This is a genomic window from Paenibacillus sp. FSL W7-1279, from assembly GCF_037969845.1.
Lineage (GTDB): Bacteria > Bacillota > Bacilli > Paenibacillales > Paenibacillaceae > Paenibacillus_AQ.
In genome coordinates this window covers 396,831-414,261 of sequence record NZ_CP150215.1, presented here as the reverse complement: position 1 = coordinate 414,261, position 17,431 = coordinate 396,831, and the positions used below count along the sequence as shown (strand labels likewise).

The window sequence follows — 17,431 nt, the reverse complement described above, 5'->3', positions numbered from 1 at the left end:
TGGTAAGTCTGTAAGGAAAACGAAAAAGAACACCGATTCGGTGCTCTTTTTGTCTGATTCGATCCGATCTATTTCGTTTCCTTTCCGTTACGACTGACCAGCCCCCGCAGGAGCTTCATGACAGACTGAATTTCAGTATCGGTTAACAAATAATACGTGTTCACTGTCCAGGTCTCTCTGTTTTTCAAATGAAAAATCAGCACAGGAAATTTCGGAAGCAGCCACTCCCGAATGGAAGGGCCGCTGTAGCTGATGCTTGTAATCTCCGTCCAGGCTACGGTCCGCGTACCATCTGAAATGGAATTTTGATCGTAGGTGATGAGCTGCGTGTCTGATTTCAGTGCCTTTGGCAAGCTGACAACCAAATATCCTCCAAAAAACGGAATCCCTATTATGGCTGATGTGATACAAAAGAACTTACGAATAAAGGAAGTATCCATAAAAAAAGCCGCATACAGCAGAAACAGGCAGGTCAGCACAAACAGTAAACTGCCAAATGTTTTGCCCCATGCCACGGATTTCCGATAAGATATCGCGTTCATGAATTAACGCCTTTCTGAAATTATTTGAATAGTCCGCGAATCCAGCGAACTCTATTTTTGACCACTTTAGCTGCGCCATCACCGATAAAGGCTCCAATCGTACAACGGCGCGATGAATGTACCAAGAAACCGTCTCGTTTTGGTTTATGGTTGGATGGTACCTCCATTTTATCAAAGAGCGGTTTCTTTATGTTTGACTAAATGAAAAAAGGGGCCGTGTCTCCGTCATTTACAATGACATTTGGGACAGCCCCTTTAGTATGTATGATGGCGAATCGTGGCTGCTCGAAACCACAATTCGCCGGATCGCGTTAGTCAGGATGTCCTCTATAAACTTACGGAGAGAGTATCCGTTTTTGACCGGTGAGCTCCTGAATCGGCTTAATGTTTTGAGTAAATTCCAGCGTGCCTAAATAGTTCCCTTCTTCATCCCTTACGGCAAAATAGCGAATGTAGACAAACTTATCTTTAACCGGGATCCAGAAATCTTCTGCATCTTTGACACCTGCTTTGAAATCAGCTAGGAGCTGATTGACGACGTGAACGCTTTGCGGAGGATGGCAGTTCTGAACACTTCGGCCGATCACCGCTTTAGTTCGAACGAAGATTCGTTCTTTGCCCTGGGAAAAATATCGAACGATATCATGTTCATCGATAAAGGTTAGGTCGACCGGTAAATGATTTAAAATGGATTCCACCTGTTTGACCGATAAAATGCCTGTACTCATTCGGATATATCCCTCTTGCAGCGGAGAAGACGCCAATCCCTGATCTGCGCCAGGCTCAGCTGCTCTTTCAGGATTCCATTGTTGATCAGGCGCAATTAAGCAATAACCGACCTCTTCGCTTTGGGCAGCAATTTGAAGCCATTCATCCTCCGTCAACTTTTCCAGAGCCATAGGTAATAAGATATGTTCCTCTTTATAGATCATTTCTGTAACTTCGTTTAAGACGCGTCTGGCCAGATCCACTACGATCTCGGCATGCCCATCAAAATGAGTAAGTTTGGATTTCACTTCTTTTATGCCCATTCGGATACCGTCATCTACTGCCCACATCACCTTGGTCGGTCCATAAATTCCGTATTTCTCAAGAAAAGGAAACAGCAAATTTTCTTTGCGGCTGTAGTGTTTGTCTACATCATAGAGAAGACTGAAATCCTCCAGCAATTTGAGGCGATTTGCCTCTCCTTGATCCTTAAGAAACTGATCCAGATGCAGTGCGATTTTGAAGTTTGCCAGTCGATCGATTTCTTGGTTCTCCATCTTAAAGGTAAACACAGGATGTCCAGGCTGCTCTTCAGGCTTATGGGCTCTGTGAATGTCTTGGATGGAACCTTTAAATACCGCAGCATGCACACTGCACAGTCGCTGTACTTCGGTTACGGGGATTCCTTCCTCCTCCATCAGCACTTGCTCCAGCTCCGATATTTCATCAACCGATATTTCGCCTACAGCTTGGTTGAATTTTGACTTTACTTCCTCCACGCTTTTTCCATGGTGAAGCTCTTTAATGATTTCCTTGAGCAAATGTAGCCGGGCAGTTCGATGAGCAGAAATTCCTTCCTCACGGTTATTAATTAATTCACTCATGTTCATCACCTCTGTTTTGATTCATTATATAAAGATAAAGTTCTATTCTGTTTACTTCTCTAAACTAGCATTCTCATGCACCGTGACTTGTGATTAAAAGCACATAGGGAATGAAGATTCATTGAACATAGAAAAGGTGATACGTCATCTTCGAAAAATCTTTATCCGCTTGACGGAATGGCCGCACGACTGAACGAAGCCCGCTCAGCCATATATACGTAACAACCCTTGTTTCCGAATTGCTTCGGGGACCGTAAACAAAAAGCGACCGGTTACGGTCGCTTCATTATTGTATGTATAGAAGGGGGTCGAACCCCTATAGTGAAAAATCCGTAACACTCTTTTACCAAGGCTCCACCAACCCGAACACAGGCTATTCGTACTTCTGAATCAGTAATACACTTTTGAATTTCTTCGTCTGAATCAACAAGGAAACCTACAAACGAGCTTTAAGGAGATGCAAAAAAGCAGTCCGCCTCAAACACACTACAAAAATACGGAGCCGCCCCAAGTTATACCGGAGCGGCTAGCCCGCGTCTCTTCACACAATCGCCCCTTGGGCGTACAGCATCTCCCTGAGCTGCGATGCATCGACTTCCGCCGCGGTGATTCCCATCTTGCAGGCCAGGGCCGCCGCCGTGCCCGCCGCTTCTCCCGTAGCCATGCAGCTTGGCGTCAAGCGCGTGGTCGCCAGTGCTTCATGCGTGGTGGAAATGCAGCGCCCTGCCGCGAGCAGATTTACTGCTCCTCGGGCCACCAGGCAGCGGTATGGAATACTGTAGGAACCGTCATTCTCGATGCTAGCCTCCATGATCCCTTTGCCTGACGGATCATGCAAGTCAACCGGATAACCGCTCCTCGCAATGCCGTCTTCAAAATGTCGTCCCGTCACCACGTCCTCCATCGTTAACCGATACAGACCGTCGATTCGGCGCGACTCCCTAATTCCGATCTGGGGGGCAACCGAGGAAATGGAGGCCTCGGCAAATCCAGGCACCCGCGATTTCAAAAATTCCGCCATCATCAGCACCTGTTTGCGCCCTTCCTCCTCCGCCAAAGTCAGTTCCTCGACGTCGGTCGCGCTTAAGCCTTGTACCCGCGTACAGTTAATCAACACCTCATCCTTCTCCGGCCCGATAAACAGCAGAACCTGATCGCGGTTGATCGGGACCTCGGCAGCCTTCCACTCCTTATAAAAGCCGGAAACCCCCGTGAGCGGAATACGCTCATTCTCTAGTTCGGCAAACGGCGTCTTGTGATAAAAATTGTCGGGATCAGCAAGCATCGCCTTCCGAATCGCCTCCACGTCAACACCCCGCATCCGGAATTTCATCGTCATCGGCTGCGACAGCCCGTCGCTTTCGCGCCCCTGAAGCGTCGGTGCTCCCGCCAGATAAGCGACGTCCGCATCCCCGGACGCATCGACGAACATCTTCCCGTCAACCTTGATTCGCCCCGATTTTCCAGTAAGGGTCACGGACTGGATGTATTCGCCTTCACGTCCGACTTCGTCAACGAAGCTGTGCGAGACGAGCTTCACCCCCGCTTCGCGCAGCATATCGACGGCAAGCACCTTATATATCTCTGGATGGTACGGCGTCAGCGTATTCACGAAACCGACGGTATCGCGAAGATGGCCGGGCGAGCCCCCTCGCTCCATCAGGCGCTCCACAATTTCCTGTGCAATACCGCCGATGACCCGTTCCCCTTGCTGTGTATGAAACGTCATCCAAGGATAAACTCCGGCAGCCGTAGACATCCCGCCGACAAACCCGTACCGTTCAATCAAGATGACGCTTGCCCCCTGCCTGCCTGCGGCAATGGCGGCGGCAATGCCCGCCGGCCCCGCACCTATAACTACCACGTCCGCCTCCATGATCCGTGTCCTGCTGTCCATCTCTTTTTACTCCTCCTTTTAAGCGTTATTTACGCTATTCCTTGAGACCCGTCATGGATACCCCTTCGACAAACTGCTTCTGCGCAAAGAAAAACACAATGAGCAGTGGTAATGTCGCCATAACCGAAGCGCTCATCAGCAGATGCCACGATGTCCCCGACTCGTCGGTAAACAGCGATAATCCCAGCGGCAAAGTCATCAGCTTACGGTCATTAATAAAGATCAGCGGATCAAAAAAATCGTTCCAGCTCGTCAAAAACGTGAAAATGATCAGCGTGGCAATTGCAGGTTTTGCTAACGGCATCATGATTGTGGAATAAATCCGCAGCCTCGAGCAGCCGTCAATCATCGCCGCCTCCTCCAGCTCCTTCGGAATCCCCAGAAAAAATTGCCGCATCACAAACACCCCGAACACACCGCCTGCGCCGAATATAGGCAAAATAATCAGCGGTAAATGCGTATTGATCCAACCCAGCTCACGCATAAACAGAAACATCGGAATGGCAATGACCTCATTCGGAATCATCATCGTGCTCAGCAGCAGCAGAAACACCAGGCTTCTCCCCCAAAAAGGAATTCGTGCGAAGGAATACCCCGCCATGGAAGAGAAAAGCACAGTGCCCACGGTAACCAGAAGGGCGATATAGACGCTGTTGCCATAAAATAGATGGAACGGGATCGTCTCCAGCACTTCCGCATAATTCGCCCATCGTATCGGCGACGGAATCAGCTGCGGCGGAAAAACAAACACATCAGCCGGCTGTTTGAGCGAAGTCGAGACCATCCACACGAACGGGGTCATCATGACCACCGAAACGGCAAGCAGCAGCAGATAATGGAACAGGTTCCCGCCTGCCGGGTTACCCCTTTTAGCAAATAGACTAGCTTTCATTCAGAACCCACCTTTTTCTCATCTGCCATTGTGCCAGCGTAAGCAGCAGGGTGATGACAAACAGCACATAAGCCAGCGCAGAAGCATATCCGAACTCGAACAGCTTAAAGGCTCGTTCCCAGATGTTGTAGACGAGCACCTTGGTGCTTCCAGAAGGCCCCCCTTGTGTCATCACGTAAATTTGTCCGAACACCTTCAGCGAACCGATAATGGTCATCATCACGGTCAAAAAAATCGTCGGCGTGATCATGGGTACGGTAATTCGGAAAAAAATCCGCATTCTGCCTGCGCCATCGATTCTGGCCGCCTCGTAGAGCTGCGCCGGAACCTGCTGCAGCGCCGCAATGAACAACACCATATTCAAACCGACATTTTTCAGGAGACTGGTCACGATAACAACGGGCATGGCAAGCCGGGTATCGTACAGCCAGGCCGGTCCGGTAATGCCGATCATGCGCAGCAGCTGGTTAATGAACCCGGAGTCCGTGGCAAACATATACTTCCAGACAATCGACCAGACCACCAGCGAGGTCATGACCGGAATAAAGATCAATGTCCGGAAAAAGCCGGCTCCGCGGATATTTTTTGATAACGGGATTGCAAGCAGTAATGCCAAAGTAATGTTCAGCGGAACAAGTCCGACGGCAAAATAAAGCGTATTGCCCAGCACGCGCCAAAATTCCGCGTCCCCCGCAATCGTTCGGTAATTCTCAAATCCGATGAGCTTGGCCTCACCCAGCAGCGGCCAATCAGTAAAACTCATATAAAGCGCCATCATGAGCGGGACAAGCAGCAGCAGAATGAACCCCAGCACCATCGGCAGCACAAACAGCCAGCCCGCCAAATGGTCTCCGCGGTTTAAAGGCCTGGTCTTCCTTGCCTTCCTTCGAAATGAACGGCCGGGCCCTTCAGATTTTATCGTTTCAAGTGTGGTCATGTCGCTTTCCTCCTTGTGGGGCACCTCTACAGACGATCGATGGCATTCCGTAAAGCGGCAACCTCCTTGCGGATGCCTTCCGCTTCATTGCCCGTGACCACCGCTCCGACCAACAGCACCTTAACGCCGCTGTCGGCCAAGGCCGGGATATCCTCCGGCCCGATTTTACGCTGTGTTGGCACAATGACCGGCAAACCGCCGTGTGCCGCAAGCCAGCGGTAATGAAGCAGATCGGCAAGGGTAAGCCTGGTACCATATTCATGGCCGGGAACGATGGAAGCCTCAAGCGCGCTGATGCCGAAGGTCCGGCCTCCTTGCACGATGTCCCGGTCGAACTCGCTATCGATCGCAAACGTTCTTGCCAATCCCGGGGCCTGCAGCAGAAAAGCAGGATGATGAAAGGCATAAATCGAGTAGAAATCGACGCCAAGTTCAGGGAGCCGGATAATTTCCTCCGCGTTTACCTCTTCCACCGAGCCTCCGGGCACAATTCCAAGGGGGCCGCTAAAGCGGGAGCGAATGTCCTTGAAAATGTCGGCATAGCTACCCAGCGTGCCGAAGCGATTGCCGCTGGCCCGGTGCCCTACGTTGATATGAACTTTCAAACCGTCGGCGCCCGAAGCCAAGGCTGCCTCTGCAAGCTTGATGTCATTGGCCGGGAGGCTGACGAACAGCTGCAGCCCCGGCGCTTCGTTTAATGCTTTATCCAAACGATTCATGCCCGTTCCTCCTAATGTAGCTTCCACTATTTGCTCAGCAGAGCATCCACCTTGCTTTTTACCTCGTCCTGAATTTGCTGCGGTTCACCCCGCCCGGCAAATAACTCGTCAAAGCCTGTCAAAATCTCCGTGTCAATGTTTTGCCAGCGGATATGTCCCGGCTGCACAACTGCTTTAGGCATTTCATCGATGACCGCCTGCTTGATGTGCCCGGCATCCAGATTGCCCTCCACGCTCAGGAACTCATCCGAGTTCAACACCGATTGGCGCGGCGGCACGAAGAAGGCCGACGTTTTTTGGACACCCTCTTTGCCGGCAAGGAATTTCAACAGTTCCTTGGCTTCCTCCGGATGTTTTCCCTCTTTAAATAGCACGTAACCCGCCTGACCCATCATTGGAACGCTGCCTTTCGAGCCCGATGGCATTGGCGCAATGCTCCATTTGAAATTTTGGATTTCCCTGGCTTTGGATACAAAGCTATAGTTGTCGAAAATCATGCCGATTTGCCCGGATTCAAAATTAACCTGCTCTCCCGCCTTCGGGTGCGAGCCTTCTGTAAACATCATGCGCTTCAGCATGTCCAAAGTTTCAACCCCGTATTGATCATTCCAAGTGTATTCCGTCATCTCCGGATTAAAGGGTCCGCTCCCGTTTGACCAAGAATACGAAGCGAGAATAATCCATGTCTTCCAGTCACGGAAAAAGTTAGCCCCGTAAACGTTCGGTGAAGCAGCGCTCGTCTTGATCGTTTTTGCGGCTTCTTCGAACTTTTCCCACGTCCATTCTCCTTTTTCCGCAAGCTCATTTGGCGTACTTAAGCCCGCTTGCTTGAACAAATCTTCGTTGTAGAACACCACGCTGGGCGGAGTGGAAAACGGCAGTCCGTATAGCTTGTCGTCCTGGCGAAACAGTTCAAGCGTCGAAGGTATAATGTCATCGATGTCAAAAGCTTCATCCTGAACAATATCCGTGACATCGGCCAGAATGTCGTTGGCCATAAATTGCGGTACCATCCGCTCTGATACCCAGGCAATGTCGGGCAGCTCCTGGCCTGCCGCCAGTACGGACATTTTTTGCTGATAATCCGCAAACGGGATTGTGTCAATTTGCACCTCAATATTCGGATGCTCCTGCGTGAAAGCGTCGGTCAGCCCTTTGTACAGCTCAAGCTGCGCCGGGTTTCCCCAGGTCGCAAATTTGAGCAGCACCTTCTCGCCACTGGCTTCACCTGGCGTATTATTCGGCTGTTCTTTTCCGGCGCAGCCAATGAGCCCCACACCAAGTGTTAATGCCAACAAACCGGTCAACCATTTTTTCATATACCGCTTCCCCCTCTGTATTGTTCAAGTTAAGGTTGTGATGAGGTTAATTATATTTACATATGGTCATATAAAAAATCACTAAACGTTCAGAAAAGGTACGATTTTTTTAGTTTTTTTCTGTTCTTGTCCACAAAAAAAGAACTACATAACATAATTTGTTATGTAGTGTTACACACCGTATTGCTCCCGGTAGGTTCCCGGCGTTATTCCGATATGCTGTTTAAATACCAGCATAAAATGCTTAGGACTTTGATATCCTGATAAACGGGCGATGTCGTAAACCTTCAGGTTCGTCGTCTCAAGCAGCTTGCAGGCTCGCCGGATGCGCGTTTCGGCGATATAATCGGACAAATTGCCGCCCCCTTCCTGCTTAAAGAGCTGGCTTAGATAGGAGGGATTTAAATGCACCATTTCCGCTAACGTCTGCAGACGCAAATCACCGTCGGGGTTTTCAGCGATATACGCCTTCAGCTTCCGGATCATCCTGCGCCCCTCGCTGGATGGCGGCCCCCCGTCCGCCTCGCTATGCGACTCAGCCCCATCCGCATATCGATTTGAAGAATTCAAGGTTAGCCGAATCTTGTCCAAAGCAACCGTAAAATCCTTACGGTCTATGGGCTTCAGCAGGTAATCGGCGATCCCGAACTGCAGCGCTTTTTTAGCATATACAAAATCTCCATAGCCGCTGATAATGACAATCGGCATCCCATGGCCCGCGGTCCGCAGCTTTTCGACCATCTGAAGTCCGTCCATCTCCCGCATACGAATATCCGTAATGAGCACATCCACCACATTGCGTTCCAGATAAGTCAGCGCTTCCTTGCCGTGAGCGGCTTCGTATACGACCTCAAAATCAGGAGCCACACGGCCGATCAGATCGCGGATGCCTTTACGGATAATGTCCTCATCCTCCACCAACATGAGCTTGATCATTGATGACCTCCTACTTTTCTTGTTTCGCGAACGGCAGCGTCACGGTAAAGGCCGCACCTTGTCCCAAGCTTCCATCGATTTCGAAGTCACAGTCCCCGCCGTAAATCAACCGCAAACGCTGTTTAATATTTTTCAGCGCCACTCCATGACCGCGTAATGGCATCGCCGGCGTATTTGCTGCCACATCATCCCCGGCCTCTTCCAATGAAGCTTGCAAAGCCGCCAATTCATCCTCCGACAAGCCCCGCCCGTCATCCCGAATGGTCAACAGCACCTCATCCTCAAAACGCGCCACCGTAACGTATACCGTTCCCCCTTGCTCGCGGTCTCCAATCCCGTGCATAATCGCATTCTCAATGAGCGGCTGGAGCAGCAGCTTCGGGACCAAACAATCTTCCAACCCTTCTTCGATATCGAACATAGCCTGCAGCCTGGAACCATGGCGCATTTTTTGGATTCGAATATAGGACTCCGCCGTCTCAAGCTCCTCGCCAAGCCGTATGAGGCTTCGGTCCTGCTCCACTGCGCTGCGGATCAGTCGTCCCAAAGCCGTGGCCATTTCTGAGACGTCCTCATTATTTCGATGCCGGGCAAGCATGCTGATCGACTCCAATGTATTATATATAAAATGGGGTTGGATCTGGCTTTGCAGTGCGGCTAGCTCCGCCTCTCTTTCCCTCATACCGAGCACGTACACTTCATGGACGAGACGGTCGATTTCCTCTACCATCCGGTTGAAGCCGGAACCGAGCCGACCGATTTCATCCTCAGTTACCGGCACGCTCTGTTTGAAATCGCCGAGCTCCACAAGTCGCATTTTTCGTACCAGCGTCCCGAGAGGCTTGGTCAGCCGATAAGAGAAGAAGATGGCTAAGGCCCCGGCCATAACGAGACATACCAGGCCGGCTAGGAGGGTAAAGTTGCGAAGTTCCTTGGTCTCCACAAGCAGGGTAGCCACCGGAATATAGCTGACGATATGGATATCGGAATATCGGGAATAGTTGGAGACTACCAAATACTTGCTGCCCTCCATATGCAGAATCTGGCTGGCCGTCTCCGAATGCCCTGAAAGCTCGAGGATCCGGTCCGAAAGCAGCTTGGACGCCTCTGTATCCCCATCTGCGGTCGCCGTGTAGAAAAGCTCTTCCCGGCTATTTTGCACGACGATGCCGCCGTTCTCTTCCAGCCTGACATTTTCGACAAGCTGTTTGAACAAGGTCTGCTTCAAATCGATTTTGACTAATCCGAGCGTCCGGTTGGTATTGGGCTCACGGATCAGCCTGGCTACGGAAAAATAGCTTTGATTGCCGTCCAGATAGTAAGAAGGCCGATGCGGCGGAAGCAGCACCCAGGCCCCTCTCGCTTCCACCACGCCAGGGTACCAGGGCTGTCGCTCCACGTCCGTATAGGCAGCGATCGCACTAGGAGCCAGGCTCGAGAAGGTGTAACCGCTTCCGGCAAAAATCTGGATACTGTCAATCTCTGGCCTGTCGAAGGTCATGCTGGCGATATAAAGCTGCATTTTGGAGCGTTCTTCCACCGTAGGCTGCTGATGCAGACTATCCTCTTCCCTGTACTTGCGCAAGATGGACAATACCCCCGAATCATATAAAGGCATCAAGCTCAATCTCTGCATCTCCATCAGGGTCCTGTCCAAATTCCGGTTGATCTGGTCCACCAATTGAGCAGTATAATCGGAGGTTCTTCGTTCAACGGAGTTGGAAAAATCCACGTAAGTAGCCACGCCCTGCAGACTGAGCGGAATCGAAATGAGCAGCAGGAAGATCAGCAAAATTTTAGCACGAAGACTCCAGGACTTAAGCGGTTTGAACCTGAAAGACACGCTGGCCACCCCCTTCCGCCCGTCCCGTTTATTTTCACTTCATTGTACAGGAACATGGTGGGGATGACTACGGGATACGAATACAGTCAGCATGGAAATTAGACCGGACACTGAGAAAATTATAATTAAGAAGTCTTAAAAAGGAAAAATAAAAGCGACCGAATCACGGTCGCTCCACTTTTTAACCGAAGACTGTTCTACTCCAACTCCATATAAAAGAGATTCGTCGTATTATCTTTTGTAATCGTATGCGCCCCTGGAGCAAGTGACACACTAACAATACCATTCGTCATTGGATAACTCGTTCCATCAATCTTGATCTTGGTTCCGTCTGCCGAATTAAACACTAATGTTAATGTAGCGGTTTCCGTAGAGGTAAAGGTAATACGGGTTGAACTCTCGATTTTCAAACATTGGGTTAGCGTTAAGCCGTTATACACCACTGTTCCCTTGGTTGTGGAGAGATTCCCTACAATATTAAAGAAATCGTTTTCCACTCCGGACGTTGTGAAGTTGTGAACTTGTTCTCCGGTGGACGGCTCTGGTTCTGGTTCTGGTTCTGGTTCCGGCTCCGCCCCGGTTGAATTCCCGCCTACGGATACAAGCCCGCTGGTGTAGCTGCTTATTTTAGCCATAAGAGCTGTATTGAGGGCATAGGATGTGTCGTCAACGGCATCATTGAATTCCCAGGTGAAGTCCCCGTTATTCAGGCGTCCGGCTTGTGCGGTTACGATCTGTTCCACATCGCTCACGTTATCAATGTCGACGCGGTTTACTCCCGTATCGACGGTTGTATCGAAGTTATTATAAGCCGTTCCTCCCACGAATGCTTTGTATGAGCTTGGTACGGTTTCACTTCTTGACGAAGCCAAGAATGCATCGAATGAGGTTGCATTTGCCGGAACTGTTCCGGTATCGGAATTCGCATAAATTAGACTGTCCGCATCTACGATCCTATTGTTATAGGCCTTAATCACGCCTCCGTCTTCGCCCGAAAATGTCCCTGCTCCTAGAGCATCCGTACCTTGCAAAGAGCTCAACATCGGGTATTTGGCATGTCTAAAGTAATTGGATTCCACAAAGGCCGAAGCTCCCGTTGTCACACCGACCCCATATTTTGAGACTCCGTCATAGAAGTTATTATAGATGTGAACCGATGCCAATCGGATGCGTGGATGCCGCGAGTCCGAGTGATCAAACCAGTTATGGTGGAAGGTGACAAAGAATTCCTCCGATTCACTCAAACCGACCAAAGCCGCTTTTCCCGAATCCCAGTAGTGATTGTAGGAGATGGTAATATAGGTCGATCCTTTTTTCAGATCCGTTGAACCATCACCCTTGGCCTGGTCGGCATCTCCTCCTGCGGTTCCATAAAAAAGATCGTTATTATGCACCCACACGTTGACGTTTCCTGTATCCATGGAAATCCCGTCGTCAGGGAACAACATGAGTCCCAGGTTTCTTACTTCCACATTCCCGACATATCTAAGGAGCAATCCCCATCCATAAGCATAAGCGTCATCTCCGATCCCTTCGATCGTCATATTCATTTCCGAATATTCGTTATTGCCTTTTACTTGAAGGTAGCCGCTGCTATTCAGTTGTCCGATCATGTCGTCATCTGTAACTTTTCCAATAAATCGAATGGCAAGAGGGGTTGTATCATATCCTTTTTGTCTTAGCGTCAAAATCTCGCCGATCCCCACGCCAGTTTGAATTCCGCCTGAGCTATTGATTTTCACATCAAGGGTTACGGTTCGTGCCGTCTCGGAGGTCACATAAATAACTTGTGCACCATCTTTAAGCGTACCGTCATCATTGTAGGCACCCGAGCCAGTCCCGTATGGCGAGTCTGAGGAAAAAGCAAATCCGGATCGATCATGCGGTGCTACGGACAGGTTATTCGAAACGGCATTTACCGTCGAACCGTCACTCAGCCTGGCTTCAACCCTCATTACATAATTTCCTGCAGCTAAGCCTACGGCGTCCGCTCTCCAATAGGAAGGGTATTGTCGAATCAGCTCATTATCAATTTGTTGATAGCTGGAATCCGAGGCGCCTGCTTGTTTAACATATACATTGTATCCCTCCGCATTACTTAGGGGTGACCATTCTATATACGCCGTTTCATTCCAACCCCCACCACCGATGATCGAAAGACCGGCAGCATGGACCGTACTCTTATTCACCCATCCTCCCGCTATGAGAGATAGCGCCAGAGAAAACAACAACACCATGCCGGTCACCTTTGCAACGCTGTTCTTCATTTCATCTCCTCCTTTTTTTGTTCACTTGCACTTTTGTAATCGTTTTCAATAAATTGGAACTTTCTTATCATCCCCCTCGCTTATGGACCATGTCTGTCAAAACAATGTCTTTGTTTAAAATCAATAAATTTTGAAATTCCACCCACAGCTTATCAGCTGCTAAAGAAGTTCCGAAACAATCATTTTCTCACACCCGGTGCATTTCACGATAATCTGAGTTAATGATTATTCGTCAGGGAAATGACACCTACTCTTGGACAACATCCTTGTTGGCATCGTCGCGAACGGCTGAAATCTGCAGATACAATGCGCAGATTGGGCTATATTTCAGCCTTCTCCGGACGCAAACGGAAAAAGCGCCCGGTTAAGGTCGCTTTGGAGAGAGCTTCTAAAAGCTCTCTATGGGCTGGCTGCATCGCATAGATTTTATGGAGGCGAACCGTGTAGCTTGGCAGGATGTACGGCATACCGCATTAAAGCTTACCCGTTATGTAACGGCGTAAGCTTTTTGTATTACTCTGTTATTCAGTTCGGCAGCGATTAATAGCGTACAGATTCTCTCATTATGATACCGCCATCCAGCATTGTTAAAGTCCATCGATTTGCGTTATTTGAGGACACTGGTTCCGCTATTTCCTTATTTTCACCGATTTCGCAGCAATAAGCGGACAAGAGATCCGCTATTGCGGGATTTATCGCGGATTAATCCGTGTTTATGGTACAATAGCGGATCCTATGTCCGCGTGAACTCCATAATGGGCCGATTCCCGTAAATTAACGGATCCTCTGTCCTCATGATCTTCTTAATGGGCGAATTTTAGCATATAGCAGGGCCTCTGCTGCCCACATAAGCACGGGAAAGGGCCGTTTCCTGTAAATAACGGATCCTATGTCCTCACGACCTTCTTAATCAACTGGTGAACAAGCTGCGCGTCGAGCGGGCCGAAGAGATGCTCCGCCGCAATCCCGATGTGAAGCTGGCGGATTTGTCCTATCAACTGGGCTTCTCGGACAGCAAATATTTTTCCAAGGTATTCAAGAAAATTACGGGAAGGCCGCCAAGCCAAAGCGTCGAGTCCGAAATATAGAAAGGTGTCACTCCGATCTATGGACCTAAAGAGCACCCCTTTTTGCTTAAACCGAACACCGTGATCACCTGAGCACAAACGATGGGTAAAGAAACATTTATTCCATTCAACATAAATAGGCAAACGAACCTTCAACCGACGGAATTCATTTTCCTTTTCAAAAATGAAGAAAACCCGCTGTAGTGAGCGGGTTCTGTGTATGGAGGCGAACCACGGCTGTGTAAAACCACAATACACCGCCGAGTATTCCATTCGTTACCTTTCATACTTGTCTATCCAATTCGATTGTTGAAGCAATGTAGACGATACGGACCAAATAGTAGATTTTCAAAAATAGATAGCTTCTAAAGCTCTCTATGGGCTGGCTGCATCATCCCTTGAGTGGGGTGATCCTCTGGGTAGTCGTAATATTGCGACTGAACAGACGCATGTATTGGTGCTTCCATTGGCGGCACTGACGGCTGCTGATAGGGTTCATCCACATACATGATCTTACGCTGAATTTGCATGAGCCCATTCACGATACGCAGCGCGACCCAGAACAGGATAAGGCCAACGCCTACGTACAGCAGGTATTGCTGATTATAAGTCCAATCGATATGAAAATAACTGAACAAACTATTCTCTAAAATATCAAGCTGCAGTTCATTCATCAAAATGATATGGACGACGGGAAGAGCAATTAATCCGAGTCCCAGTGAAATCGCCGTCACCATAATAACAAAGAATACGATGCCAGTAACAAATCTTAGTAATACGAGGAGCAGATTTCGAATAAATAACCCTCCGTCAAAACCTCTCACCATTCGTTTCAACCAGTTCTGCCCAGATTCAGACTGTTGATTGTAGGTATACGAAGCAGAAGGAGCAGGTAAACCTAAAATTTGTCTAATCATGCTTTGTTCAAAATTGACAATCCCATTCAACAGCTTGGCTACTCCAAAAAACAGCGGTATTCCGATAAATATTGGAGTCAAACCGATGGATAGTGTTAGTCCCGTTATCGCTACTGTAAAATAAATAATCCCTAACGGGAGAGATAGCAAGAAATAGAGGATCGTTGCATAGGTTTTTGGATTAAAAAGCACCCAATTCACCTTGCCTGCCCGCGCCATTCCAGTCGATTCTGTTGCCTTCATATTCAAACACCCCTTATAGCTTCATAAGTCACGCTCCGAGTTATAAGTCCATTATATCCGCCTTATTTGGCTGACATAACCGTCTTAGGGGGTATCTGAACCTAGACTTTAGACTAGGGACTGACCTGGCTCTGATGAACTTATTGAAGTAAAGTCAACGCAATGAGCCTCCATGTATTTCCTTTTATTATTCCATAATCTGTGTTTTATTAAATATAGAATGAAGCTATCCTATTCACGTTTACTACCTAACTGAAGGAGATCTCTACATGAAACAGCCATTAAGTATCATCCCAGACCAATGGAAAAGAACTGGGATTGTCACGATCGGCGGCCTACTTATAGGAGCAGGATTTGCCGATTGCCTGATTGCCATGAATTCAATCGATTTAAATCAAATCGCTAGAGGGTTAACGATCTTTAGTGCAGGTCTGACCATCTTAGTCGTCATGGATAACTCTAAAACACAAAAGGAGACCGAGAAAATCCAAAAAGAAACACAACTTCGAATGGAAAAAATAGAAGATAAGCTGAACGCCCTTCATCAATCCCAACAAATAACGAATTCACAGTTTCTTGAAATCAAAGAGCTGATGCACCAATCCAATTCGGAGATCTAATACACAATACTTTGTTTCGGTACAACTTGAGTCAATGAACGCGCCTGAGCAGGCTTTAAAAAGCACCATCAGTATTATCAAAGGCCCTCCAGGCACGGGGAAAACCCAGACCAGACGATCTTAAAACATTCTTGCGAAAGTTTTTTGCCAATCTGCCACCTGATGTGTGGAGGGAATTTAGAGTAAAGATATCTTATGGGGAGCTGTATGAAACCTTCAGTAAGAGAAGCCGCCATTTCCAGCCCTTGGACTTGTCGATCCTCTCCTCATTGTGTTTAGGACTAAAATATACAGTTAGCGTACAAAAAACAACACATGGTACGCTTATACGGTTGAAATCTCAAAGAGAGGAAGCGGATTATTGCCCCCATCTTTTTATCATGTGTTATGAATGTAACATCGAAGCCATAAGGTCTTACTTATCCATTTAAGTTTAACTTTTCTTATTTCTTTTTAGGGCTGATGGCTACAATTGTCTACTCAAATATTTAGGATAACGCGTTGCTTTGATCGACTTCCAAAATATCGAGCAGGAACATAAAGATCGGAATCCCGATAATAAGCCCCCAAATCCCCATGAAGTGCTGGGAGAAAATAAGAACAATAAAGGTGTAGAACATCGGCAGCTTCGTTTTGTGAGCATACAGCTTCGGATTTAAGAAGTATGTCTCTACTGCATGGATAAGTAAAATCATGACAATCGCCCAAATGACAGTTGAGATACCGCCAATCTGGTAACCGATAATACTGATCGGAATGAAGGAAATCACAACACCGACAACCGGCACAAGGCTTAGTAAAAATACCATAATCGTTAGAGCGAACAAGTAAGGGTAGCCCATAATCCACAACCCGATAGTCGTTAAAATCGTATTGACTAAGGCAATCATCAGTTGAACCTCGATCACTTTACCGAAGGAAGAGGTGAATTTTTGGCCAAAATATTTAAACTCATTGTAAGCCCAGCTTATCTTGCTTTTGCTCAACTTATCTGTAAAGTCATTGACTGTTTTCTTCTGGATTAAGTAGAAGTAACTCAATACAATAACAAAAATGATAACCTCGGCCCATTTGCCTATCTTCAGAATATAATTTAATGCCTGGCTTCCGTATTGCTCTAATTCCAGCTTACCGAGCGCGGAGGAGACAAGCTCAGCGATTTCATCCGACTGAGGTGTATTCACGAATCTGATAATGGAAAAATATAAATCGGAAATTTGACTAATGAGCTTCGGAACATAATTGACAATTCCGTATACAAGCCCAAATATTAAAACCGCATACAATATCGTATTCACGACAATAGGCGATATAGGAAACAGCTTCGATATTTTCTTCGTAATAAACTGCTCTAGGCGTCCCATGACGAAGGTAACAAGAAACAGCAATAACAGCAGATTGAGCATACCTCTTAAGCTGTACAGCAATAAAATAACAAGTAAGAGGAACAGAATCCTTCTTACTACATTGTTAGAAAAAAACTCCCGCAAAAAATTCATTCGCTTCCCTCATTTAATTATATTTAGTTACCTAAAGATTCACGGATGTGCCTGGAGAGTCACAATACGAAAGACGTGACTTCCGACCGCTGTTGACGGCATAACATGACTTCAGTTCAACTTAGACAGTTCAATTATATA

The 17,431-nt window shown here is 47.9% G+C and carries 14 protein-coding genes; 2 read left to right on the top strand and 12 right to left on the bottom strand.

Going from position 1 to position 17,431, the window contains the following annotated elements; translation table 11 throughout:
- Positions 1-68 precede the first annotated feature (68 nt).
- The 10 genes from MKY82_RS01725 to MKY82_RS01680 form a co-directional block, all read right to left on the bottom strand.
- The gene (locus tag MKY82_RS01725) at positions 69-542 is read right to left on the bottom strand and encodes a DUF5381 family protein (protein ID WP_339295335.1); all 474 of its coding nucleotides are present in this window, start codon (positions 540-542) and stop codon (positions 69-71) included.
- Positions 543-877: 335 nt separating this feature from the next.
- Complete coding sequence (locus tag MKY82_RS01720; protein WP_339295334.1) at positions 878-2,134, bottom strand: DUF438 domain-containing protein; 1,257 nt, start codon at positions 2,132-2,134, stop codon at positions 878-880.
- A gap of 541 nt (positions 2,135-2,675) precedes the next feature.
- The gene (locus tag MKY82_RS01715) at positions 2,676-4,031 is read right to left on the bottom strand and encodes an FAD-dependent oxidoreductase (RefSeq protein WP_339295333.1); all 1,356 of its coding nucleotides are present in this window, start codon (positions 4,029-4,031) and stop codon (positions 2,676-2,678) included.
- 34 nt (positions 4,032-4,065) lie between these two features.
- Positions 4,066-4,923: a carbohydrate ABC transporter permease gene (locus MKY82_RS01710; RefSeq protein ID WP_071219263.1), complete on the bottom strand. Its 858-nt coding sequence runs from the start codon at positions 4,921-4,923 to the stop codon at positions 4,066-4,068.
- A complete protein-coding gene (locus MKY82_RS01705; protein ID WP_339295332.1) occupies positions 4,913-5,860 on the bottom strand; it encodes a sugar ABC transporter permease in 948 nt (315 codons plus the stop codon). The genes MKY82_RS01710 and MKY82_RS01705 overlap by 11 nt, the downstream gene beginning before the upstream one ends.
- A gap of 26 nt (positions 5,861-5,886) precedes the next feature.
- Positions 5,887-6,579, bottom strand: coding sequence for a hypothetical protein (locus MKY82_RS01700; protein ID WP_194540481.1), 693 nt, complete (start codon positions 6,577-6,579; stop codon positions 5,887-5,889).
- A 26-nt stretch (positions 6,580-6,605) separates the two neighbouring features.
- Entirely contained in the window at positions 6,606-7,898 is a 1,293-nt protein-coding gene (locus MKY82_RS01695) for a sugar ABC transporter substrate-binding protein (RefSeq protein ID WP_339295331.1), read from the bottom strand.
- Between the two features lie 171 nt (positions 7,899-8,069).
- Positions 8,070-8,834 (bottom strand): response regulator, encoded by a 765-nt coding sequence (locus MKY82_RS01690; RefSeq protein WP_339221059.1) that lies wholly within the window; start codon positions 8,832-8,834, stop codon positions 8,070-8,072.
- Positions 8,835-8,844: 10 nt separating this feature from the next.
- On the bottom strand, positions 8,845-10,677 hold the full coding sequence (locus MKY82_RS01685; RefSeq protein ID WP_339295330.1) for a sensor histidine kinase: 1,833 nt from the start codon (positions 10,675-10,677) through the stop codon (positions 8,845-8,847).
- 197 nt (positions 10,678-10,874) lie between these two features.
- The gene (locus MKY82_RS01680) at positions 10,875-12,944 is read right to left on the bottom strand and encodes a pectate lyase (RefSeq protein ID WP_339295329.1); all 2,070 of its coding nucleotides are present in this window, start codon (positions 12,942-12,944) and stop codon (positions 10,875-10,877) included.
- Between the two features lie 917 nt (positions 12,945-13,861).
- Between MKY82_RS01680 and MKY82_RS01675 the strand changes: the two genes are divergently transcribed.
- Complete coding sequence (locus tag MKY82_RS01675; protein WP_339221052.1) at positions 13,862-14,032, top strand: helix-turn-helix domain-containing protein; 171 nt, start codon at positions 13,862-13,864, stop codon at positions 14,030-14,032.
- A gap of 344 nt (positions 14,033-14,376) precedes the next feature.
- Here the strand turns inward: MKY82_RS01675 and MKY82_RS01670 are convergent, their stop codons facing one another.
- Positions 14,377-15,171 carry a sensor domain-containing protein gene (locus tag MKY82_RS01670; protein ID WP_339295328.1) on the bottom strand — a complete coding sequence of 265 codons (795 nt, stop codon included), beginning with the start codon at positions 15,169-15,171 and terminating at the stop codon, positions 14,377-14,379.
- 269 nt (positions 15,172-15,440) lie between these two features.
- Here MKY82_RS01670 and MKY82_RS01665 point away from each other — a divergent pair, with 269 nt between their 5' ends.
- Entirely contained in the window at positions 15,441-15,791 is a 351-nt protein-coding gene (locus MKY82_RS01665) for a hypothetical protein (protein WP_194540475.1), read from the top strand.
- A gap of 488 nt (positions 15,792-16,279) precedes the next feature.
- Here MKY82_RS01665 and MKY82_RS01660 read toward each other — a convergent pair whose 3' ends face one another.
- Positions 16,280-17,290 carry an AI-2E family transporter gene (locus MKY82_RS01660; RefSeq protein ID WP_339295327.1) on the bottom strand — a complete coding sequence of 337 codons (1,011 nt, stop codon included), beginning with the start codon at positions 17,288-17,290 and terminating at the stop codon, positions 16,280-16,282.
- Positions 17,291-17,431: the final 141 nt, after the last annotated feature.